The 23,368-nt window shown below is 51.0% G+C and carries 17 protein-coding genes and 2 pseudogenes; 6 read left to right on the forward strand and 13 right to left on the reverse strand.

Going from position 1 to position 23,368, the window contains the following annotated elements; translation table 11 throughout:
• The first annotated feature begins 116 nt into the window (after nucleotides 1-116).
• Nucleotides 117-983: a UilS family quorum-quenching N-acyl-homoserine lactonase gene (uilS, locus tag ACVB80_RS17615; RefSeq protein ID WP_481082599.1), complete on the forward strand. Its 867-nt coding sequence runs from the start codon at nucleotides 117-119 to the stop codon at nucleotides 981-983.
• Nucleotides 984-1,043: 60 nt separating this feature from the next.
• Here uilS and fusA read toward each other — a convergent pair whose 3' ends face one another.
• The 12 genes from fusA to ACVB80_RS17675 all read right to left on the reverse strand — a co-directional run bounded on the left by fusA (nucleotide 1,044) and on the right by ACVB80_RS17675 (nucleotide 17,069).
• Nucleotides 1,044-3,062, reverse strand: a complete 2,019-nt coding sequence (fusA, locus tag ACVB80_RS17620) for an elongation factor G (RefSeq protein ID WP_481082600.1) — start codon at nucleotides 3,060-3,062, stop codon at nucleotides 1,044-1,046.
• 320 nt (nucleotides 3,063-3,382) lie between these two features.
• Nucleotides 3,383-3,556 carry a hypothetical protein gene (locus tag ACVB80_RS17625; protein ID WP_481082601.1) on the reverse strand — a complete coding sequence of 58 codons (174 nt, stop codon included), beginning with the start codon at nucleotides 3,554-3,556 and terminating at the stop codon, nucleotides 3,383-3,385.
• A 97-nt stretch (nucleotides 3,557-3,653) separates the two neighbouring features.
• A complete protein-coding gene (locus tag ACVB80_RS17630) occupies nucleotides 3,654-5,084 on the reverse strand; it encodes an NAD-dependent succinate-semialdehyde dehydrogenase (protein ID WP_481082602.1) in 1,431 nt (476 codons plus the stop codon).
• Between the two features lie 147 nt (nucleotides 5,085-5,231).
• Nucleotides 5,232-7,184 carry a methyl-accepting chemotaxis protein gene (locus tag ACVB80_RS17635; RefSeq protein ID WP_481082603.1) on the reverse strand — a complete coding sequence of 651 codons (1,953 nt, stop codon included), beginning with the start codon at nucleotides 7,182-7,184 and terminating at the stop codon, nucleotides 5,232-5,234.
• Between the two features lie 688 nt (nucleotides 7,185-7,872).
• On the reverse strand, nucleotides 7,873-8,286 hold the full coding sequence (locus tag ACVB80_RS17640) for a hypothetical protein (RefSeq protein WP_481082604.1): 414 nt from the start codon (nucleotides 8,284-8,286) through the stop codon (nucleotides 7,873-7,875).
• 239 nt (nucleotides 8,287-8,525) lie between these two features.
• A complete protein-coding gene (locus ACVB80_RS17645; RefSeq protein WP_481082605.1) occupies nucleotides 8,526-9,578 on the reverse strand; it encodes a 3-oxoacyl-ACP synthase III family protein in 1,053 nt (350 codons plus the stop codon).
• Complete coding sequence (locus ACVB80_RS17650) at nucleotides 9,562-10,260, reverse strand: hypothetical protein (protein ID WP_481082606.1); 699 nt, start codon at nucleotides 10,258-10,260, stop codon at nucleotides 9,562-9,564. The genes ACVB80_RS17645 and ACVB80_RS17650 overlap by 17 nt, the downstream gene beginning before the upstream one ends.
• Before the next feature lie 76 nt (nucleotides 10,261-10,336).
• Nucleotides 10,337-11,326, reverse strand: a complete 990-nt coding sequence (locus ACVB80_RS17655) for a linear amide C-N hydrolase (RefSeq protein WP_481082607.1) — start codon at nucleotides 11,324-11,326, stop codon at nucleotides 10,337-10,339.
• A gap of 62 nt (nucleotides 11,327-11,388) precedes the next feature.
• Nucleotides 11,389-12,306, reverse strand: coding sequence for a LysR family transcriptional regulator (locus ACVB80_RS17660; RefSeq protein WP_481082608.1), 918 nt, complete (start codon nucleotides 12,304-12,306; stop codon nucleotides 11,389-11,391).
• A 129-nt stretch (nucleotides 12,307-12,435) separates the two neighbouring features.
• Nucleotides 12,436-13,596, reverse strand: a complete 1,161-nt coding sequence (fadA, locus tag ACVB80_RS17665) for an acetyl-CoA C-acyltransferase FadA (protein ID WP_481082609.1) — start codon at nucleotides 13,594-13,596, stop codon at nucleotides 12,436-12,438.
• 17 nt (nucleotides 13,597-13,613) lie between these two features.
• Complete coding sequence (gene fadB / locus ACVB80_RS17670; RefSeq protein WP_481082610.1) at nucleotides 13,614-15,752, reverse strand: fatty acid oxidation complex subunit alpha FadB; 2,139 nt, start codon at nucleotides 15,750-15,752, stop codon at nucleotides 13,614-13,616.
• A 12-nt stretch (nucleotides 15,753-15,764) separates the two neighbouring features.
• Nucleotides 15,765-17,069 carry an acetyl-CoA hydrolase/transferase family protein gene (locus tag ACVB80_RS17675; RefSeq protein ID WP_481082611.1) on the reverse strand — a complete coding sequence of 435 codons (1,305 nt, stop codon included), beginning with the start codon at nucleotides 17,067-17,069 and terminating at the stop codon, nucleotides 15,765-15,767.
• A gap of 404 nt (nucleotides 17,070-17,473) precedes the next feature.
• Here ACVB80_RS17675 and ACVB80_RS17680 point away from each other — a divergent pair, with 404 nt between their 5' ends.
• The 5 genes and pseudogenes from ACVB80_RS17680 to ACVB80_RS17700 all read left to right on the forward strand — a co-directional run.
• Entirely contained in the window at nucleotides 17,474-18,490 is a 1,017-nt protein-coding gene (locus ACVB80_RS17680) for a helix-turn-helix transcriptional regulator (RefSeq protein WP_481082612.1), read from the forward strand.
• Nucleotides 18,491-18,620: 130 nt separating this feature from the next.
• Entirely contained in the window at nucleotides 18,621-19,772 is a 1,152-nt protein-coding gene (fabV, locus tag ACVB80_RS17685) for an enoyl-ACP reductase FabV (protein WP_481082613.1), read from the forward strand.
• A 271-nt stretch (nucleotides 19,773-20,043) separates the two neighbouring features.
• Nucleotides 20,044-22,089 (forward strand): glycoside hydrolase family 3 protein, encoded by a 2,046-nt coding sequence (locus tag ACVB80_RS17690; RefSeq protein ID WP_481082614.1) that lies wholly within the window; start codon nucleotides 20,044-20,046, stop codon nucleotides 22,087-22,089.
• Nucleotides 22,090-22,151: 62 nt separating this feature from the next.
• On the forward strand, nucleotides 22,152-22,550 hold the full coding sequence (locus ACVB80_RS17695; RefSeq protein ID WP_481082615.1) for a hypothetical protein: 399 nt from the start codon (nucleotides 22,152-22,154) through the stop codon (nucleotides 22,548-22,550).
• 181 nt (nucleotides 22,551-22,731) lie between these two features.
• Nucleotides 22,732-23,085 (forward strand): annotated as a pseudogene (locus tag ACVB80_RS17700) (Gfo/Idh/MocA family protein); the annotation flags it as partial.
• A 14-nt stretch (nucleotides 23,086-23,099) separates the two neighbouring features.
• Here ACVB80_RS17700 and ACVB80_RS17705 read toward each other — a convergent pair.
• Nucleotides 23,100-23,368: pseudogene (locus tag ACVB80_RS17705) on the reverse strand (IS4 family transposase); the annotation flags it as partial.

Here is a 23,368-nt window from a genome sequence, read left to right on the forward strand (position 1 = left end):
GGATTTTACTGAAACAGATACAGTAATGAAACGGTTTTTTTGCAGCAATGGTCAGACTAGTTAACAGACAAAAATGCGGTATAACCTCCGGTTCAACAAAACAAGAGCAATTACAAATGATTAATTCCATTAGCTTTTCTTCATGTTCGCTTTCAGTTAAAGGAAACCTGTACCTGCCGGAAAAAACTCAGGGTCCACTTCCGCTGGTACTGCTTTGTCATGGTTTCTGCGGTGTTAAAGAGCTGCTGCTTCCGGCGTTTGCTGAACGCTTTGCCGCTGAAGGTTACGCTGCACTGACTTTTGACTACCGTGGCTTTGGTGAGAGTGAAGGCGAGCAGGGCCGCCTGGTACCGGCCATGCAGATCGAAGACATCCACGCCGCAATTGAGTGGGCAAAACAGCAGCCGGAGATCGACTCAGACCGTATCGCTCTGTGGGGCAGTTCATTTGGTGGCGCTAACGCGATCATCGCAGCGAGCGAAAACGACTCCGTCAAATGTGTGCTGGCTCAGCTGACTTTTGCTGACGGCGAGAACGTGATTACCGGTGAAATGTCTGCTGAAGAGAAAGAGAAGTTTGTCTCTACCCTGGAGCGCATGCGCGATAAGAAAGCGAAAACCGGTAAAGAGATGATGGTACCTATCGCCAAAGTTCTGAGTGATGAGCAATCCGTCGACTTCTTTAACAGCTTTAAAGACGACTTCCCGGCGCTGAGCATCAAAATCCCGTTCCTGACTGTTTGGGAAACCATGCAGCACAAACCGGTTAATGCGCTGGCGAAAATGACCCAGCCTCTGCTGATCGTAGCGGCAGAAAACGATGGTGTTAACCCACTGAGCGAATCTCAGCGCCTGTTCGATAACGCAGCAGAGCCCAAGAAACTGCATGTTGAGCCTGGAGCAACCCACTACGAGGTTTACCAGGGTGAGAAATTTGAATCTGTGGTGAAAGTGCAGCTGGAGTGGCTGGCTGAATACCTGTAATCAGTTCAACACATAAAAAAGCCCCCGGTTTCGGGGGCTGATTCGTTCTGCTTCAGGGCTTTACTCTACTCCCTCCTGACAAACACGCTTCTGCACCGCAGGAGGCGCAGGCTCGTAGTGACTCAGCGCCATGCTGAAGCTGCCTTCACCGCCGGTCAGGGCGCGCAGGCGGCGGGCGTAGTCCTGAAGCTCGTTGACCGGAGACTTGGCTTTAAGCATGGTAAAGCTGTTTGACTCCGGATGAGTACCTTCGATCAGGCCGCGGTTGGCAGACAAATCGCCGGTCACATCCCCTACTGCCTCAGTTGGAATATGCAATTCCATCTGCACGATAGGTTCAAGCACAATTGGCCCGGCTTCGTTCACCGCTTCAAGAAAGGCTTTCTTACCAGCGATCACAAACGCGATCTCTTTGGAATCCACGCTGTGGTACTTGCCGTCAAAGACCGTTACTTCAAGATCCTTAAGCGGGTTACCTGAAATTGCGCCCTCTTCCAGTGCCTGGACGATGCCTTTCTCTACCGCCGAGATAAGTGCAGTCGGGATCGCACCGCCCACCACTTTATTGACGAACTTAAAGCCGGCGCCACGCTCAAGCGGACGCACTTTCAGGTGAACCTCACCAAACTGGCCGGCACCGCCACTCTGTTTCTTGTGGCGATACTGAGCCTCGGCCGGTTTGGTGATGGTTTCAAAATATTCCACGCTTGGCTGATCGGTATCTACGCTGAGCTGGAACACATTCTCCATTTTCTCAAGGGCAACCTTAAGGTGGAACTCACCCTGACCACTGAGAAGGGTTTCATTGGTTCTGGTGCGGTGCTCCACCCGAAGAGACGGATCTTCTGCCGCGATCCGGTTGAGAACTTCAGACAGCTTCTGCTCATCACCCCGTTTTTTCGGCCGGATAGTCAGGCTGTACATCGACGGTTGCAGATCCAGGGTGTGCATTTTCACCCCGTCTTCATCGTGCGAATCGTGCAGTACTGAGTCAAACTCCAGGTCATCAACTTTTGCCAGTACGCAGAGATCACCGGCTTTTGCGCTGGAAATCTCGATACGTTCTTTACCCTGCAACTGATACAGGTGGCCAACTTTAAACGCTTTGTTGTTCTCACCAATATAAAGCTGACTGCCCGCATTAATTTCGCCCTGGAAGACGCGAATATAAGCCAGCTTGCCCATATACGGGTCGACACTGACTTTGTACACATGAGCTACCGTATGCTCCAGAGTTTCACAGTCCACCCGGATTTGTTTGCCATCTTTCTCCAGCAGGGGTGGATTGCCTTCAAACGGCAACGGCATGATCTCAGCAAACGTGCGCAGTAACAGTTCAACACCTGCGCCCGTCTCTGCGGACACAAAGCAGACCGGAACAACGTGCCCGGTGCGAAGTGCTTCTTCAAACGGGTCATGCAGTTGCTTGGGAGACAACTCAGAGCCCTGCTCCAGGTAAAGCTCCATCAGCTCTTCATCGACCTCGATGACCTGGTCCACCAGCTGTTCATGAGCAGAAGTCACGTCAGAGAACAGGGTGGCTTCATCATATTGAGGCTCAAAGTAACAATCGACCACTGCCGAGCCGTCTGGTGATGGCAGGTTGAGCGGCAGACAGGCGTCACCAAAGTGCTCACTGATCTCTGCCATCAGAGCCTGAATCTTGCCCGGGTTAAGGTCAATCTTGTTCACGATGATCATCTGACACTTCTGCTGCTCATTGGCAAACGCATACAGGCGGTCAGAGAGCTGAGAAATTCCGCTGTTAGCATCAAGAACCAGCGCCGCCGTTTCTGCTGCCGGGTAGACACTGAAAGTACGCCCCATCAGCTCGGACAGCCCCGGGGTATCAATTACATTAAGGCGTTTTTTATCCCAGGCAAGCGCCGCCGGGGTGGCTTCAATACTGTGGTTATACTGAATGGACTGAGGATCGAAATCGGTGACTGTGTTGCCCTGCTCTACACTTCCGAGCGAGGTGGTGGTGTTAGATTCAAACAGCATACGCTCAATGAGCGTTGTCTTACCGGTACCGCTCTGACCGGACAGAACAATATTTCGGATTTTGTTGATAGGCATAACTGACTCCTTTCATAACAGGAAGATGAGAAACGCAGGTCACTCTGAGTTGGCGGTTACCCGCCACCCCGTCTTCCAGGTCATTTTTCGGATCAGTTTAAGCAAATGGTATCCTCTGTTAAGTATCCGGAACCCGCGAACCGAGAACCGCACACCACGAACCAGTATTTCTAGCATGGTCCATAATCCGTAAAAAAAATGTGAGATAATTCATAGCCATTAACATCTTTTTCACTAATGCAAAGAAATGTGCGACAGACACAAAAAAGGCCAGCAACCATGCTGACCTCTCTCATAATAGCGACCTGATTTAAAACGACTTAGTTTTCAGGAAATTCCCCCTGGCCTTTTTTTTCGCCTTTCACTTCCCAATGCTCTTTAGGATCATAAGACTCATCGCAAATGTCCACGGAGAAGCCCATATCGACCAGCTCTTTAAGAGTCAGGTTGTCTGCCAGTCTGGCGATTTCGCCACGTTCATTTTTCAGTTCCATTGCAAACCTCCGGTGATAGAAGACACTATAAGTATAGTGGCTATATTTTCGCCTGCATGCCGCAACAAAAATACGAACTGAAAAATAAATCAGGTGCTTACAACCCGCCCATCAACATGTATTTGCACTCCATAAAATCATCCATACCAAGGTGCGAACCCTCGCGCCCCAGTCCGGACTCTTTTACGCCGCCAAACGGCGCTACCGTGGTAGAGATAAGCCCTTCATTAATCCCGACAATCCCGGTTTCCAGCGCTTCACCGACCTTCCAGGCTCTTGCCAGTGAACGGGTGTACAGGTAAGCCGCCAGGCCGAACTCGGTATCGTTGGCGCGTTCGATAACCTCATCTTCCTCATCGAAAACAAACAGCGGGGCTAACGGACCAAAAGTCTCCTCAACCGCTACCTGCATGTCATCGGTCATTCCGCTCAGCACGAAAGGCTGAACCAGACGGCTGCCCGGCTCCGGCAGTGCGCCGCATTCGACTGTCGCGCCTTTCGCTGTGGCGTCTTCCACGTGCTGGGCCACCTTAGCGACAGCCGCATCGTTGATCAGAGGCCCGATGTTGGTTTCCGGCGCAAAGCCATCCCCCACTTTCAGGGCAGAAACTTTTGCCACCAGCTTCTCGCAGAACTCGTCATACACTCCGCGCTGGATATAAAGGCGGTTAGCACATACGCAGGTCTGGCCCGCATTACGGAACTTGGCGATCATCGCCCCCTCTACCGCTGCGTCGATATCCGCGTCATCAAAAACGATAAACGGCGCGTTGCCACCCAGTTCAAGAGAGAGCTTTTTGATGCTGTCTGCAGACTGGCGCATCAGGATCTTGCCTACATTGGTTGAACCGGTAAAAGAGACCTTGCGCACCGCTTTACTGGCCGTAAGCTCTCCGCCGATCGCGACCGCGTCACCGGTAATGACGTTAAATACACCTTTCGGGAAACCCGCCTGCTCGGCCAGTGCCGCCAGCGCCAGCGCGGTAAATGGTGTATCAGGAGCCGGTTTGAGAATAACCGGGCAACCCGCTGCAAACGCAGGGCCACATTTACGCGTGATCATCGCAGCCGGGAAGTTCCACGGTGTAATCGCCGCTACCACGCCGATCGGCTCTTTGGTCACCAGAATACGTGCATCCGGCTTGTGGCTTGGGATCACATCGCCATACGTGCGGCGGGCTTCTTCAGCAAACCACTCAATAAAGCTGGCCGCGTAAGTGACCTCACCTTTGGCTTCGGTAAAGGATTTACCCTGCTCAGTGGTCATGATGGCGGCCAGCTCATCGGTATGCGCTACAATAAGCTCATACCAGCGGCGCAGCAGATTAGCCCGCTCCTGTGCCGTGAGTTTTTTAAAACTCTTAAACGCCTGTTCAGCACCTGCGATAACTTCGCGGGTTTCACCGGCGCCCATGTTCGGAACTGTGCCTATCACCTCATCGTTGAGCGGGTTGGTAATAGTCATCGTATCCGGCGCGCTTCGCCATTCACCCAGTAAGTAGCATTGTTGTTTGAATAGTGGGTTCATACCTGATTCCTTTTGGAAGTTGTAGCAGCAAACTCCACTATACATACCGCCAACTGCGAAGCCCTACAAGGGTTACCGTACACGCAACCGTTCAGCTGCTCATATAAACATCAAACCAACAGGCCCGGACAGCGCTTACTGGTGAAACTACGCGACCTTAAAACGTTGCACCATCGCCTGAAGGTTTTCTGCCAGACGAGCCAGCTCTTCACTGGAACCAGAGGTATGCTCTGATGCGACAGCAGTCTGATCAGCCACCTCTTTCACCGCATTGACGCCGTGATCAACTTCCACTGAAGCACTGCTCTGTTGCTGAGAAGCGGTTGCGATCTGCATGCTCATATCACTGATGTTTTCGAGCTCTCTCAGTATTAGCGCCAGCGCCTGGTCAACCTTGTCTGCTCTGCCGACCATATCTGTAACCATCGTCTGGCTTGCGTGCATTTCATCCACTGCGGTGACAGCCCCTTCTTTAAGATTGAGAATCATGGTTTCAATTTCAGTAGTTGAAGACTGCGTTTTCTGTGCCAGGGCGCGAACTTCATCTGCTACAACAGCAAAACCACGGCCAAACTCACCGGCGCGCGCCGCTTCAATCGCGGCATTCAGTGCAAGCAGGTTGGTCTGATCAGCGATGTTTTTGATCACATCCAGTACTGTTGCAATATCTTCGCTGTGATTACGTACCTGCTGAATTACCTGCACTGAGTGCTCAGTACGCTCTTCCAGCTGGTGCATTCCCGCAACCGTATCTTCCACCAGTTGATTGGATTGTTGCGCAGCCTGATGAGACTGTTTAACAGCTTCTGAGGTTTCATGGGCACGTGCTGCGACTTCGCTTGTCGAAGCTGACATCTCTGTGATCGCAGCAGCGATCTGCTCAATGTCACCGCGCTGCGTCTGCACGCCCTGGCTGGTTTGCAGGGTGACGCTCGATAACTCTTCTGACGCGGTTGTGATTTGGCTGATACTGCTGGTCAGTTCCATAAGGACATTACGCAGAGAGGAGGTCATGATCGCCATCGCCTGAAGCAACTCACCAAATTCATCGCTTCGGTCTGTTTTCACTTCAACCGTTAAGTCACCCTCAGCAACTTTCCTGGTAATACCAACCGCCTGCTGCAGAGGAGCCATGATCTGACGAATAATAAGCAGGCTGACTGACAAGCCAATACCAATCGCCAGAAATGCCAGAACGCTGCTGATCCACTGAGCATCACTCATCACCTTACTCAGGGCCGCTTTTTCTGCCTCACGAGCCTGGTTCATCAGATCTTCTGCATTCCGGGCCTGTGTCAACATGTTCTGAATAGCCGCATCAAATCTGATTTCCTGACTGATATAGCTATCGAAAGCACGTTTATAGCCTGTCAGAGCAAGAGATATCTTGCTGAACTGTTGGAGTTCATCGTATGTTACGTTATTGTTTTTCATCGAGTTCAGACTGTTATGGACTTTTTCAATAACTCCGGCGACCTCACTGACATACTTCCTGTCGCCAGAGATGATATAGTTTTTCTCGGCCTGGCGCGCTTCCAGCATCCAGCGGATCATATCGGCTTCATCAATAACGATGTTGACCGCATTGTTAACCATGTCGTAATCGGCACCACTACGCAAAAGTGAGTCATATTCTGCTACTTTTTTTTGTCGTGATTTAACCAGCATCTCTTCCACTTCCACAGCTTTCTCACGCATGTTCAGAGTCAATGCAGACAGTTGACGTCTGACCGAAATTACGGTCTGAAATTCATTCTTGTATTCAGCCGTCGCTCCAATGATCTCAGCCAAAGCTGAGACTGAGACAGGATCCTGCATGTCTTTCTGAGTATGCTTTGCCAGGCTGATCAGCTCATCTACTGTGCTGTTCAAAGACGTAACCGAGCTCTCGGTTTGCCGGATAATATAGTTTTTTTCGTTAATCCGGGCTTCTTTTATCAGCTTAACCATACGGTTAACATCATCGGCTATATCTACTGAATGGCTCAGTTTTTGTCCGCTGTAGATCCCGTTGGCAGCAACCAGCATCGCCAGCAGTATTACGGTTCCAAAGCCTGAAAACAGCTTGGTTCTGACTCGCATATTCTTAAAATCAAACATCTCTATTCCCGCAAAATATAAGCAACAAAAAAACGCACCAGATGTGCATATTAGTCACCAAAATAATCCGACAGTTATAATTGATAGTGGGGATTTTATAAAGACCCAATGCGCAATCAAAACCAAATAATCATTGAATTTAACTCAAATAAAACCAGTTACAACCAGTAAAAAACACAATGTTCGATTTTATTTAACTGAGCCGATAACAAAAGCAAAGAATAAAACCAGCCATTAAAACCGGACAAACCACACACAAACCTACGCTTATTAACATATAATGAAATATTTGGAAATTTCATATAATAACTAAAGGGCAATGCAACAAACCTAAAAGAAAAGCCAACAATCTACAACCACATCAATCGGTTATAGAGCCAGCCTCATTAACTATTTTTTAAACACTTTCAGAAACCGGACTTAATCAATCATAAAAAAGAAAGCAAAGAAATAAAATCGAATAACAAAGCGGCGTAGAAAGAACAAAAAATCACTAATCAAATACAATATGATGAACCAATAAAGAAAGACAAACTTCAGAAATCATAAACTGCCACTTTATCGCGCCTTCATCAATAACTGCATCTGAACCAAACACATTGCCGTTGATGCCTGACGCAAACGTTCCATATCACCGTTCACCACCGCCTGTTTATCCAGGGCTTTTCAATGTCAATCGCGTGATTGATTAAAGGTGCCCGGTCGTTTCTGTTAAAACATCACGCACCACAACGCCCTTTTCAATTCCAAAACTGCGTTGATGTGAATATTCAAGGAAAAAGCCATCACAAAAATTAGCATCAAGCAGTTCACCCGCTGGAATAGACAGCTCACCAGTAAACCAGTCGGCAAATATCGGCTCGTCACCCACCAGTTTGTATCGCCCGTCTATGCGATTGAGAAATAACCGGCCGTCTTTTATCTCCCACCAGGATTGATACTGACGCCAGCACGCAGTCGAGAGCAGCCAGCCGCTTGGGTCTTCAAACTCATCACCGCTGACCTGACGCACGCGGCCATCATCTTTGAGAAAGAAGGGGCACTCCTCCAGGTCATGCTCCTGCTGCTGATAAATCAGTTTTTCTTTGATTTGATCTGTCATGGTTACTCCACCACTTAAGCTGTGCCAACAGTATAGCGCCTGGCCCGGGTTGGCTCAGGAGGAGCCATGAAAAAAGAGACCTCGCGCCAATGCAGATCAATTAAGGCTGAAGTGGTCAGCCGACTCAGGATGATAAGTGAGGCTGTGGGATTTAAGCCATCTGCCCATCACAACTCATTGATGAATTTACTGTTCTGCATAGCTTTGAAGGGCTGACAACAAAATCAGCTGAACAAGAGTCAGTGCGTATACACAAACCCACCATACATATATTTGGTCGATTCCGCTCCGATCACCAATACCCTGTCGCCCGGGTTAAGAACGCCACTTTCCCGCAGGCGGGCGAAACTCACCCAGATAGCAGCCGAGCCCAGGTTACCCAGTTCACGGGCATCATTGATGATTTTCTGTTTCGGAATACCGGTAGCCTGGGAAAAGTGCGTATCGATATGGCCGCTGGCTTGGTGGGGGATGATGTAATCGAAATCCTCCAGATACAATCCACGATGGGCGAGCGCTTCTATCGCGGTATGGAACAGTGCCTCTCCCTGCTTTTTCACCATTGCCGCATCATGATGAAAACGGGCGCGGCCTGGCTGGGTGTATACGCTGGCTGAACCACCATCGAGCAGCAGACCCGGAGATTTACCAACGCCAATCTGGCCCATATACGCATCACTGATGACTCCCCGCGCCTCACCGGTATCCGGGCCGAGCAGGACAGCGCCTGCCCCATCCCCCATTTGCAGATAGTTAACCAGCTGAGACTGATCCAGAAACTCCGGCGCGTGGTCAAAGTAAACGGAGCCGGTTTCACTGCCGGTGATCATCACTGGTTTATGGCGGCTTTCTATTCTGGGCAGGGCCATTTGCAGGCCGGACGCAAATCCGGTGCAGGCCTGACGAAGTTCGAGATACAGGCCATGATAATCAAGCCTGTCAGCCACCCAGGCAATACCAGGCGGGACCTGGGTATCAGGCGTGCTGGTGTGTCCAATCAGGTAATCGAGCTCATCCGGCTGAAGGTTAGCTTCATTCAGGCAGTGAGACACAGCCTCTGCCACCAGCTCTGAGTTGGTTGGTGATGGGGCGCTTACGGCCAGAGTCATATCCCGGCACAGATGACGATGCTCTATTCCGATGTGAGAGGCTATACGCCTGGCAGCTCTGGCATAACGGGAGCCCGAGAGCTTCTCCAGAATAACCAGCATATCTTCCGTGCTGTAAGCCGCCTCCGGCAGCTGATAATGACTGGCCAGTACCTTTACCCGGGTATTAAGAAAAGTCGTCATCGTCACTCCTTTTGTCCCTGAAGATGGCTTCAAGCTTTACTCCTAATGTAGCAAATGCCTGAGCTTCGGGTTCCATCATCTCCCTGAGGTTTTCCGTCATCTGCTGCTGATGTGCAGGCCATTTTTGCGCATCAAACCCCAGCGCCAGAGCGTGCTTTCGGGCAATGGAAACATGGCGGGCTTCATCCTTTTTGATCGCCCGGCACAGAAGGGTAAATGGATGCTTGTCCCCGAGGTCACTTCGCTCCATCGCCTTCATTATTCTGCACACCAGCCCGTCCAGACAGGCTACCAGGGCAAAATGCTCAGCCAGTGTCTCCTGTCTGCCAAGGCGGGTATAAAAATGCTGGCTGCGGCGGCGCAGTGAGTTCAGATCAAAGGGTCTGGGAAGTTGTTCTGTTATCGCTTTCAATGCGATTTCATGATGCTGCTCATCAGAAACAATACGGAGAAACGCCGCCTGACTCTCTTCTTTTTCTTCAGATGAAAGGCGCTGACCTTCGTTATAGAACACCCATTGGGAAGACTGTTCACCACAAATCAGCAGGGGCAACAGCCGTGAAAGCGCGAGCGCGTGGTCAGGCCGGAACAGAATGGGCATTTCATGGTATTCAGCGAGCCATTCCTTTACCGGGCTGTCGCTGACATCAGAATGGGGAGTAGAAGGAAAACAGGGGCGCATGCTTGGGTCCTTGTCTGCAGGCTATCTAATCAACAGACAGGATATGTGCCCCTTTTCTTTCAGCAGGCGGGGAAAACTACAGCCCGGCCATATTGCCAGTAGCCAGCGGAATACGGAACGACTTGCCCATCATCTCGTACACATTGAAGCGTACGGTGTTCCAGTTGTCACCAAAGTTGTACTCGAACACACTGTCACCGGTTTCCAGGCTTTGGGTCAGGGTCCATTCCGTCGCGTAGCCGGACATGCCTCTTCCAAAGTCTTTGTACGGCGCATCAGCCGGTACACGGAAAGGCACGCCGGAGAGCTTCATCATTCCGTTCTGAACGCTGGTTGGCTCTGTCAGCTTGCTTTTAAAGTAACTGGCGTGAATGAAGCGGCTTTCAGCGTTACTGTTGCCGTTTGAACCGTAATCTGTATGCATGTCAGAACCGGTCCACCTGGGCTCCAGGTCGCGCTTATTATCGATATGAACCTGCATTGACGGCTGGTTGGTCATCACCATGGCTTCTTCACCCTGATAGATACGCAGCTTGTCTTCATCCAGCTCGATGACTGCCCGGTCGCCGCTCTTGTCAGTTATCGACCAGTGCAGCTTGATCTCCATAGGCATTCCGTCCATTTTCAGGCTGGCATAGTCAAGCTCAGGGATGGCTTTAACGGCTTCTGCCACCGTCGCATAGTTAGCCAGAACATACTCACCGAAAGTAAACTGGGTTACCTGAGAGGCTGAGCTTACCGGCTCCATCGTCATTGGCTCATAGTAAAGGGTATTTACCTGCAGCCCTTCGCTGTTCACTCCATCATGCACCAGCTCGCCATAAGCCATTACCGCCACAATGTCGTATTTCACCTGGTAGAGTGCCCCCTCGCCGGTGCCCTGAATCGAGCGCATCTCGCCTTTGTTGATGTTCCCCAGCATAGGATTTGTTGACTCTACCCAGTCGTTAGTCCGGGAAGTAAAAGTGCCCAGATCGGTATTCCAGGCAACAGAGGTACAGGCCTGAGCCGTCGCGGTCACTGCGCTGCTCATGATAATTGCTAAAGCCAGAGTTTTGATTTTCACGTTTATTCTCCAGTTCGTAGGGTTCAACCGGAAATGTACGTGTTATTCGGCTTCAGATTAAATCACTTACCGAGGGATATCCCCTCACTTAGCAGTTCGTGTTGTTTAGACTCGGCTTTGAACAGACGAACCAGTTCAGTGGCAGCCGGCCCTGGCAGACTGGCAGGCTGCCAGATGCATACAGGGAAACGCAGTAAGGTATTGAGCTCAGCAATATCGACAGATTCAAGCATGCCACTGTTGAGGCCAGGAAGCGCTGCGTGAACCGGTAACACTGCCCAGCCTTCCCCACATTCCAGCAGCTTTGTCAGTACGCTGAGATTCTCAATCCTCTCAGTCTGGCTGGAAACAGATACCGTTTTGCTGATACCCGAATAAAAAAAGTCTTCGGCAATTAGCTGGCGGGTACGTTTTAACGCGTCCAGATTGGTTAGCTGATGCCTTTGAATGAAGTCAGGGTTAGCGCAAATGCAAAATGGCAGACTCATTAAATAACTGAAGTTCATCGCGGTAACCGAGTCGCCATTGGGTACCAGCAACAAACCCAGGTCTGCTTCGCCGGACTGAAGCGCCTCCTTTGCTTCGCTCAGACTGCGGTGCAGCCAGTGAACCCGCACAAAAGGAAAAATCTCTCTCAATCCACTCATCACCCCTGCAATAAATCCGACCGGAAGAAAATCTGAGTGGTACACAGTGATTTCACTTTCCACCCCTTTTTCCCGAGAGACACAAAGCTGCTCAAATGCCAGCGTAGTTTCAGCCAGGCTCTTCGCCTGCAGGTAGAGCGCCCGTCCGTCTTCGGTCAGTACCGGGTAGCGGCCGCTGCGGTCAAACAGCGTCATATTGGCTTCAATTTCCAGATGTGCGATAAGTTGCCCTAGTGTGGTTCTGTGCTTGTCCAGCTTTTTGGCCGCGGCACTGAAGGAGCCACAATCGGCAACTGCAACAAATGCGCGAATCTGTTCATAACTGATTTGCATGAGGATAAAACCCTCTCATGAATGAATATATCAAGGGTATGGTTTGAAATACCGGTTGTCCATTCAACGGACAAAAAAGGGCGGCTGGAAACAGCCGCCAAAGGTAGGTTCAGAACTTAGAGGGATTTATCAGATTTTCTCGATGATGGTGGCTATCCCCTGCCCCATACCGATACACATGGTGGCCAGGCCGTACTGGCCACCGCGTTGTTCCATTACGTTGATCAGCGTGCCAACAATACGCGCGCCCGAACAGCCAAGCGGGTGACCCAGAGAAATCGCGCCGCCGTGCAGGTTCACTTTGTCATCGCGCTGCTCCCACAGCCCCAGATCCTTCAGACAAGGGATAGCCTGAGCGGCGAACGCTTCGTTTACTTCGGCAAAGTCGATTTGACCGATGTTCAGGCCCGCTTTCTCCAGCGCTTTGTTGGTCGCCGGAACCGGGCCGTAACCCATGATGGCAGCCGGAACACCTGCTGACGCCATAGAGACGATACGGGCACGTGGGGTTACGCCCAGCTCGCGGGCTTTGTCTTCACTCATTACCAGCAGACACGACGCACCATCAGACAGCGCCGAAGAGGTGCCCGCTGTCACGGTACCGTTCGCAGGGTCAAACACCGGACGCAGGGTTGAAAGAGACTCAGCCGTGGTTTCAGGGCGGATCACTTCATCGTGACGAACCAGTGTCGGCAGGCCGTTTTCATCGTGGCCCATGGTCGGGACGATTTCATTATCAAAACGACCTTCAACCGTAGCCTGGTGCGCAAGCTGGTGAGAGCGTGCACCCAGTGCATCCTGATCTTCACGGCTGACTTTGTGCAGCTTACCCAGCGCTTCTGCAGTCAGGCCCATCATGGCCGATGCCTGCGCCATATTCCGGTTGTACGGGTTAAGGTTGATGCCCTTGGTCATCGGGATGTGCCCCATGTGCTCAACGCCCCCCACCAGTACGATCTCTGCGTCTTCAGCTTTGATGGCGCGGGCTGCAATGTGCAACGCGTCCATGGATGAACCACACAGGCGGTTTACTGTGGTCGCAGGTACCGTCTCAGGAAGCCCTGCCTGGATAGCCGCTATTTTGGCCAGGTTTGCGCCCTGCTCTTCGGTCTGCTGAACACAGCCCCAAATCACATCGTCGACCAGTTTTGGATCCACTGCTGGCTGGCGCTCAAACATGGATTTCATCAGATGTGCAGACAGGTCATCTGCACGGGTGTGGCGGAATACACCGTTTTTCGAACGTCCCATAGGGGTACGGATCGCATCAACAATTACTACGTTTTTCATCTTGGTTCCCCTGTTGTTCAGTAAAATGATTTGCCGCTTTGAGCGCGCTCAAGCAGACCTTTTGGTGCTTCATACAGTGCGCCCAGGTGCTTGTACTGCTCGGCAATTTCAAGCAACTTCTCTGCGCCAATCTTGTCCATGTAACAGAACAGACCGCCACGGAACGGAGGGAAACCGGTACCGTAAATCATCGCAATATCCGCTTCTGCCGGAGAAGCCACAATGCCTTCATCAAGACAGCGAATTGCTTCGAACATCATCGGCAGCATCATACGCATGGTGATGGTCTCAGCATCGAACTCTGCCGGCTGCTCAGCCAGCGAGCGGATCAGGTTGTGCGACTCAGGATACTCAGCAGGCTTAATGCGGCCACGACGATCCGGCACATGAGTATAGAAACCCTGACCTGATTTCTGGCCAAGCAGTTCCTGGTCAACAAAGCTCTGGATAAGGTTCGTCTGCGGTTTGCTCAGGCGACCCGGGAATGCTTCATCCATCACATCAATACAGTGCGCGGCGGTATCCAGACCAATCACATCCAGAAGATGTGCCGGGCCCATCGGCCAGCCAAAGCCTTTGCTCATCACTTTATCGATAGTGGCAATGTCACCGCCGTCAACAACAAGCTGGTTAAACGCGAGGAAGTATGGCGTCAGACAGCGGTTTACAAGGAAGCCGGCGCAGTCGTTGACCACAATCGGAGTCTTACCCAGATCCGCCACGTATTTCACCGCCTGACTGATGGTTTCATCAGAGGTTTGCTCACCCCGAATCACTTCCACCAGCGGCATACGGTGTACCGGGTTGAAGAAGTGAATACCGCAGAAACGTTCAGGCCGCTCCAGTGCCTGCGCAAGACCACTGATCATCAGGGTTGAGGTGTTAGAAGCCAGCAGTGCGTTTGGCGCGATTTGCTCCAGCTCACTCAGTACGGCTTCTTTCACTTTCGGGTTTTCAACTACCGCTTCGATGATCAGATCATTGTTTTGCAGTGTTTCGTTGTGCAAGGTCGGTACGATGCGGTTAAGCGTCTCGCCCATCTGGCCCGGCTTCTTACGGCCGCGCTCAACCTGTTTGGTCAGGAGCTTGTTCGCTTCGTCCAGACCCAGGCTCAGGCCCTGTTTATGTATGTCTTTCATTATCACGTCCATGCCTTTATCGGCGCTGACGTAAGCAATACCACCACCCATGATACCCGCGCCAATGACGCCGACTTCCTGGCAGGACTGACTGTCACCAACCAAAGAGCGGGTTTTGGACTTCACCGCCATATCCGACAGGAATACGGATACAAGCGCATCCGGTACACCGGTCTCAATACACTGACACACAGCGCTGCGCTCAAGGCTCAGAGACTCATCACGGCTGAACTTCGCGGCTTTTTCCAGCGATGACAGGATGATCCCCGGGGTTGGATAGTGTTTACCCGCAACTTTTGCTGCCATGCCACGCGCGACGTTAATCGACATCGACAGTTCATAAGGGCTCATTGGCAGCGGCTGCTGTTTCTCTGCAAAACGCGCCTGCCAGTTAAGCTCACCTTTGATCGCTGACTCAAGAGTCTGCTCTGCCATTTCCACTGCTTTTTCTGCTTCGACGATGCCATCGATCACGTGCGCAGTCAGTGCATCGGCCGCTTTAAAGTTTTTGCCCATGGTCATCCACGCAATCGCGGTATCCATGCCCGCAATACGCGGTAATCGGGTCAAACCACCCCAGGCAGGGAAGATACCCAGTTTCACTTCCGGCAAGCTTACTTTTGCATCCGGGGTCGCCAGACGATAGTCCGCGGTCAGTGTCAGTTCCATACCGCCACCAGCAGCCGTACCATTGATCAGCGCAACCTTTGGCAATGGCAGTTCTTCAATACGGTTGTAAAGGCCCTGTGCCCACTGCAGGTAATCAGTGACAGCCTCTGCGCCATCAGAAAACAGCTGACGGAATGCCTTTACGTCTGCACCCGCACTGAAGATCTTTTTGCCCGAACGGATCACAAGACCCGCTGGCTTTGATTCCTCAAGCAGAGTTACCGCCTGTTCCAGCTCTTTCAGCGCGCCTTCAGTCAGGGTATTCACGCTGTCATGCTGAGAGTTAAACATCAGGTGAGCCAGCTCACCGTTCATTTCAATTTGAAAATATTCACCTTGATACATCATCATCCCTCCGGTTTATTTCAGCTTGCCACAGGCTTTTGCCTGCTCGCGCAGCGCATCGCGGAACTCCGGATGAGCAATTTCAATCAGTGCCTGGGCACGCTGTGCCGTGGAAAGACCACGCAAATCAGCTGCACCATGTTCAGTTACAATCACCTGTACATCATTACGCAGTGTCGTGACCGGCGTACCTTCTGGAAGGGCAACATTGATAGTCGACTCGATGCCATTTTTGCCTTTGTAAGTGGACGCCAGAGCAATAATCGACAGACCACCTTTAGCCATGCGCGCACCACGTACAAAGTCCACCTGACCACCGGAACCGGAGATCTGCATGTGACCCACGCCTTCTGACGCCACCTGACCGGTCAAATCCGTCATGATGCAGGTATTAATAGAGACGAAGTTGTCGTTTTTGGCGATTTCATTCGGGTCATTGACCTTAACCACATCACCAATTTCAATTTCCGGGTTGTTGTGAACGTAATCCAGCAGATCCTGAGATCCTGCCGCAAACGCCGCAATCACCTTGTTTGGCTGGTAGTTTTTCTCGCTGCCCGTAACCGCGCCAGCTTTCATCATTTCCATCATGGATTCAGTAAACATTTCGGTATGAATACCCAGGTCTTTGTGACCTTTCAGGCCCATACCTACAGCATCAGACAGGGTGCCGATACCAATTTGGATGGTCGAACCATTTTTGATCAGCGGAAGAATGTGCTCAGCAATGCCCATCTCCAGCTCAGAAGGAGCGGCAGGCTTGGGTCCTGCGATTGGGTGGTGACCTTCAGTCAGGAACTGCACTTTATCAACGTGAACCAGGTTTTCCGGGTTGCCAATGAACGGTTGCTGGTCGTTGATCACAGCAATAATAGTGTCCACTTTATCCATCACGCAGGCATTACCCACACCGCCACAGGCGCCCATGCTCATATAGCCATCTTCGTTTGGCGGGGTCATTTCCACCACCATGACGTTGAAATCAATTCGGTCGAGTACTTCTTTTACATTCGACAGATGGTAAGTGATGATCTCGGCATTGCCACCGTGCTGGAACTTCTTCTCCAGCGGGCCCATGAACAGGCTGCGGTATGTCAGGCGACCAATATAGTCGGGTTTGAGAAACTCATAAGGGAATGTCAGCAGGCCTGAGTACAGCTCTGCACCTTCAAGATCCAGCGCTGTTTTGTCCAGCTCACGCAGCAGCGCTACCGGTACAGAAAGATATCCACCAGCCCAGATCTTGTCTCCGGACTGAATTTTACTTGCAGCTTGTTGTAGGGTAATCAGCTTATCTGCGTACTGAGTTTGCCAAGTCATAGTTGACCTCTTATTCTGCCCCGGCTGCATGACCCGCTTTTGACTGTTTCCCTGCTAAAAACGGTGGTCGGTACCGAAGCGTTATTGATTATGGAATGTCTCCTTCATTCGCTAATCAACATACGTCTGGCACAGATTTTCATCTTGTCTCTCTGCGCCATTAGCTTTGCCAAATAAGCCAGCCAGAGAAAACAAGATCTGCCTCACAGTGACCTTTTTCGTTACATTTAAACCCAATATCACCACTTAAAGACTACTTTTGTGATCGTTGGCACGCTTACACTTGACTAAATACGCCATTAATTTGTCCACCTGAGACAGTTACACAGAGTGTGATGAGATATAATGCTTCATGGATATACATCCGCTATGCTTCACGCGCACCAATAACAGAGGGCAGACAAATGCATGAAAAACGAGCTGGCAGGGATATGCGTTTTCACCTTCATCCCGGATGGATTGAACTGCTCAAACATGGAGCCGTGTCTCAGGGAATTGAGCTCGAAGATATCCCCATGTATTCCGCAATTAAACAGATGCCCTCTGATAAGCCGGATATCCGCGTCGTACGCCAGTTTCACCAGGAGCTGATCGAAAACAGCAGCCTTCTCTTCTCGCTGGACACGGCTAAACTGGTTAACCCTTTCAGCTTTGGCTGTTTCTCGGTGTTGTTATGCTCATCTGAAAATCTGCTGGAGTTTCTTCACACCCTGAGCGACTACTTCATCGTGGCAGCCCATCAGGCTCATTTCTCTGTTGTTGAGAACAATGGCAAAGTGGAGTTATTGATAATAGACAGTACTTCCCCTGAGGCTTACCAGGTAACCCAGATTGGTGTTGCGCTGATGACCTGTTCCATTATGGAACTTATGCGACAGGCCAATGGAGGGCTCGCGCCGGAATGCCGTGTCTTTTCGCCCCGTCTCAATTATTCGCAACAGGAAATGGACGCGTTTTGCCACAGATACAACTGCCGGGAAATGAAACAGGGTCCGGTTCGAAAAATCGTGTTTTCAAAAGCCGACGTGCTCCACCCACTGGCCACCAAAAACAGGGAAGTATGGCTGCACAACCTGAAGTATGTGAAGGAACAGGCAGCGCGCCTGAGCGTACACGACATCCGTCTGCAGGTATGTAAGGTCTTTGATGAGCAATCTACCCTGAGGGATATTTCGGTGCAAAAAGTCGCTCAAATCATGCTGACCAGCCCAAGAACCCTCAACCGCCGCCTGGCTGAAGCCAACACCAGCTTCAAAACCATACTTAATAACTACCGGCTGGAAAAAGCACTTCATCTGCTCGGTGATCCGCAAATCAATATGACGGAAATCGCCTTCCAGCTTGGCTTCTCTGAACTCAGCAGCTTTTCACGGGCATTTAAGCGTTGGACGGGGGAAGCGCCGAGCAAAGCAAACGAGTAAACACACTTTACCCGCTGCGCCATTCATTTGGCTAGTCAGGTCATCGTGGCGTATGAGGCATTACGGTCACATTTATTCTCTGTTTGGACATCTATATTGGCATCAGATTTTCTGAAACAGAGATAAAACAATGACTATTCAACCCGTGATTAAAGGCGTTATTGCCAAAAACTGTAACCCGGAAGGCTGCCGTGAAGAGGTCCGCAATCAGATCGCCCAGGTACAGACACTGCCAGTATTAACTCATGGTCCCAAGAAAGTACTGGTGCTGGGAGCATCTTCCGGCCTTGGTCTGGGATCACGAATCTCCCTCGCGTTTGGTGGTGGTGCAGACACCATTGGCGTTTCATTCGAGCGTCCGCCTTCAGAAGAGCACACCGGCACTGCCGGCTGGCACAACAACCTCGCGTTTACCGAAGCCGCGGAGAAGCAGGGGCTGATCGCTGAAAACTTTGTGGGTGATGCTTTCTCCCCGCAGATGCGTGCCCAGGTAGTCGACTTTATTAAAAACGAGTTTGGCGGCAAAGTGGACTGCGTGGTCTACAGCCTGGCAACCGGCGTGCGTCCAAAACCAGACGGAAGCGGTATGTGGCGTTCTTCCCTGAAAGCGCTCGGCACGCCGTTTACCGGAAACTTTATCAGCATCGAGCACGGTGCGATGGCAGAAATGACCCTGCCAGTAGCCGATGAACACGAAGTGGAAGAAACAGTGAAAGTAATGGGCGGCGAAGACTGGCAGGAATGGATCACTTTCCTGGCTGAAAACGGCGTACTGGCTGAAGGTGTGAAAACTGTGGCTTACTCATACATTGGCTCAGAGATCACCCACCCGGTTTACTTCGGTGGCACACTGGGCAGAGCCAAGCAACACCTGCATGAAACTGCCCACACCATGAACCGCCACCTGGCGGAAATTGGTGGCGAAGCTCATATCGGGGTATGTAAGTCGATCGTCTCCAAAGCCTCCGTGTTTATTCCGGGCCTATCCTCCTACATGCTGGCGCTGTTCAAACTGATGAAAGAGCGCGGCGAGTATGAAAGCTGTGTACAGCACATGCACCGCCTGATGACCGATTTCCTTTATCATCCAAAGGGCGCTCAGGTCGATGAGCAACGTCTGCTGAGGCCGGACAACCTCGAATTAAATCCGGAAGTACAAAATCAAGTTAAAAAGATGATGCCCCACATTACTCCGCAAAACTTCACTTCACCAGAAGTTGGTGATTATCAGGGCTTTATCGACGAGTTTATGCGCCTGAACGGATTTAACCAAACAGGTTAAAAATCCTGAATGACACCCAATAAATACCCCGCCCTTTCAAGTCAAGGCGGGGTATTTTTTTAACAATAACCAACCAATTTTATAAACCAACATACTGTTAATACCCCACCCCCCGCTTAAGTTCCAGGCAATTCACTCTAAATTGTGACCATTGATTACCAATTGTAAACATTGGTTGATCAAGATCTCTTTTGGCCAACCAATTGGTTAACCAATCGCCACTTCCGGTCTACCCTTTATCCTGAAAACAAACCATGGAAACAGGTTCACTATGAAAAGAACAATACTTACCCTCACCCCTATCGCTCTGGCCGTTATGCTCAGTGGTTGTAACGATTCAGACTCTGCTGATACAACTAACAAGTTAGTTCAGCCTACCGTGCAATCTAAGGTCCACGCACTGCTCTCGGTCGATGGTTACCAATTTCGTGATGCGAATGGTAACGGTACATTAGAACCATACGAAGACTGGCGACTAACGGCTGAAAAACGCGCAGCTGATCTGGTTACTCGCATGAACCTGGATGAGAAAGCCGGGATGATGCTGATTGATACTATGAACGCAGACGATAAAGGTAACCCTGATTCGAAAGCTGATGGCTACATCAATACTCAGAAAATGACCCGCTTTATTTTCCGCAACGCTATTGTGACAACGCCTGATAATAGCGGCGACATTGGTTGGGGTGGCCCTCAGATCACACCAGCTATGGCAGTGAACTACACCAACTCTGTCCAGGAAATGATGGAGAAAACCCGTCTGGGCATTCCTGCTATCTTCAAATCTAACGCCCGTAACCACCTTGATCCGTCAGCGAAAGCTGGTATTAATGTCAGCGCAGGTTCATTCTCCAGTTGGCCTAAAGAAGCAGGCCTTGCTGCTACCCGCGATATGGAGCTTATCAACGAATTCGCTAATATCATGCGTGAAGAGTGGACTGCTGTTGGTATCCGTTCTATGTACGGCTACATGATGGACCTTGCAACTGAGCCTCGCTGGTACCGCGTACACGAAACCTTTACTGAAGACGCAAGCCTGGCATCAGAAATCATGACAGCCCTTATCACAGGCCTGCAGAAAGAGCACCTGGGCAAAGACAGTGTTGCCCTGACCATCAAGCACTTCCCTGGCGGCGGCCCGCAGGAAAATGGTGCAGATCCACACTACGACTTCGGTAAAAATCAGGTCTACCCTTCTAACAACTTTGACTACCACCTGATCCCGTTCAAGGCTGCAATCAAAGCTGGAGCATCGGCCATCATGCCTTACTACGGCATCCCTACCTATCAGGACGTTCAGCCAAATACTGTTGGTATGTCATTCTCCAAAGGTGTGGTTACTGACCTGCTCAGACACGAGCTTGGCTTTAAAGGCTACGTGAACACCGACACCGGTATCATCGGTACCCGCTCCTGGGGTCTGGAAGACAAGACAACGGAAGAAAAACTGGTGATCGCTATTGAGGCAGGATCCGACGTGCTGTCTGGCTTCAACAATAAAGATGACGTGGCAAGCCTGGTGAAAAACGGCAAGCTTACCGAATCACGTGTAGATGAATCTGTGAAGCGCCTGCTGAAAGAGCAGTTTGAACTGGGCCTGTTTGAAAATGCTTACGTCGATGAAGCGCACGCACTGGCAACCATAGGCAAAAAGGATTACCAGGACAAAGCAAACCTCGCCCAGCGTAAGTCTGTGGTACTGCTGCAGAACAAAGACCTTGGAAACAATACTAACGCGCTGCCAATGACTGCAGCTGGCAAAGTATACACCATGGGTATGGATAAGAGCATTGTAGAGGGTGCCGGCTACACTGTTACCGAGGGTGACGCAGGTACTACCCGCCCGACGGCAGCCGGTCACGATTACGCAGTTATCCGCGTACGTGTATCTAACGATGCGCCAGGAACCAGACCAGACCTTTACTTCGGTGGTGCCAACCCTGAAGAACTGGATATCCTGGATTTCAGCCGTATCGCAACAGCAAGTTCCTGGAAAATGGAACCATCTCTGGCTGATATCCAGGCAGTGATGGGAGAAATTGGTGCTGACAACACTATCCTGTCCATTAACTTCCGCCAGCCATTCGTACTGGATGATGCCAGCGGAATGAAAAACGCAGGTGCTCTGCTGGCTACCTTTGGTGTATCTGACGCAGCATTGCTGGACGTGCTGTCAGGCAAGTTCAAACCTCAGGGCAAGATGCCATTTGCACTGGCAAACAGTGCCACTGCTATTACGTCTCAGGACCCAGATGCACCAGGCTACCCAAGCGACTTTACCCTGTTCCCATTCGGCCATGGCCTGACCTACAAGTAAACCCATATAACAACAATAACAGGAGCACTCCGGTGCTCCTGAACTCGTATAAGAGGATTTTTATGATGAACCAATATGCCAATGTACTTCAGTGGGAAGAACTGGGGATCCCTCACCGGCTCTGGACTGAACAACTTGAAAACGGCGGTACACGCCTGTGTATGAAGATCGTCAAAGACGTAGACCCGGAAATCCTGACCCTGGATCTGAAAGCCAGCCAGGCGCAGGTTCTGGGCGCGTGGATGGGTTTTGCTACCCCACTTTCCGGCGCGTATGACCGCCACCACCTTTACTCCCAGGTACGCGGACTGCTCAATCTGCCCGATGGCTGCGTGATCTGGACTGTCAATCACATCGAGCTGCCTACCGGCAAGAAAATGTCAGCAGACAAGCTGGCGTGGATCCCGGGAATGCACCATAAGCATGGCCAGCTTGCGTCCAACGAGGAGGTATCTGCTTAATTTCGGTTTGCCCTGGCTGGATATCCCCCCAACGTATCCGGCACGGGTGACAAACCAAACCCTTTGTGTTTTTAAGGGGCAGACGCTTGCTGTGACCACCCCCACATTTTTCCTGCCCCGCCTTTATGCTCTCTGTCCCTCATGTCAGGCTGGCGATATCCCCCATTTACCAGCCTTGTCTATGAAAATTGGAATTATTGGTCTGGGCGATATTGCTCAAAAAGCCTATCTGCCCGTTATCACTCAACTAGCCACTGTTGAACCCGTTCTCTGTACCCGTAACCCGGACACCCTTGCCGCACTCGCCCATCAATATCATGTCAGGGAAACCTGCACAGACTACCGGAAACTGATTAACTCCGGCGTGGATGCCGTAATGGTCCACTCTGCAACCCACTCCCACCCGGAGATTGCCGCTTATTTCCTGAAACAGAGCATTCCTGTGTTTGTTGATAAGCCACTCGCCGACAGCGCAGCAGCCTGTGAGCAGCTTTATGAGCTGGCAGCCCGGTACCGTCAGCCGCTGTATGTGGGCTCTGGCGGATCCCCTCATAATTCTGTCATCCCACAGAAGTGCGTTAACCGTTGATATTCTATGATTGCCCACCGGTATTGTTGCTCTCGAATGTGGTAGCGTCGATGCTTCCGCACTTCTCGCCCTAGTCTGGGAATTGAGAGTACACGCCGGTGTTTAATAGTATTGGCCTGGAAGTCCCACTGCCATTTGGCTTGCATCGCGATTAGCCCATTCCACCACATAATGATTTCGGCCAGTAGCGCCATGAGCAACAAGATGTCGATGCGCTTGGTGCATCGGG

Source organism: Vibrio sp. 9-16B-A1 (assembly GCF_056726165.1).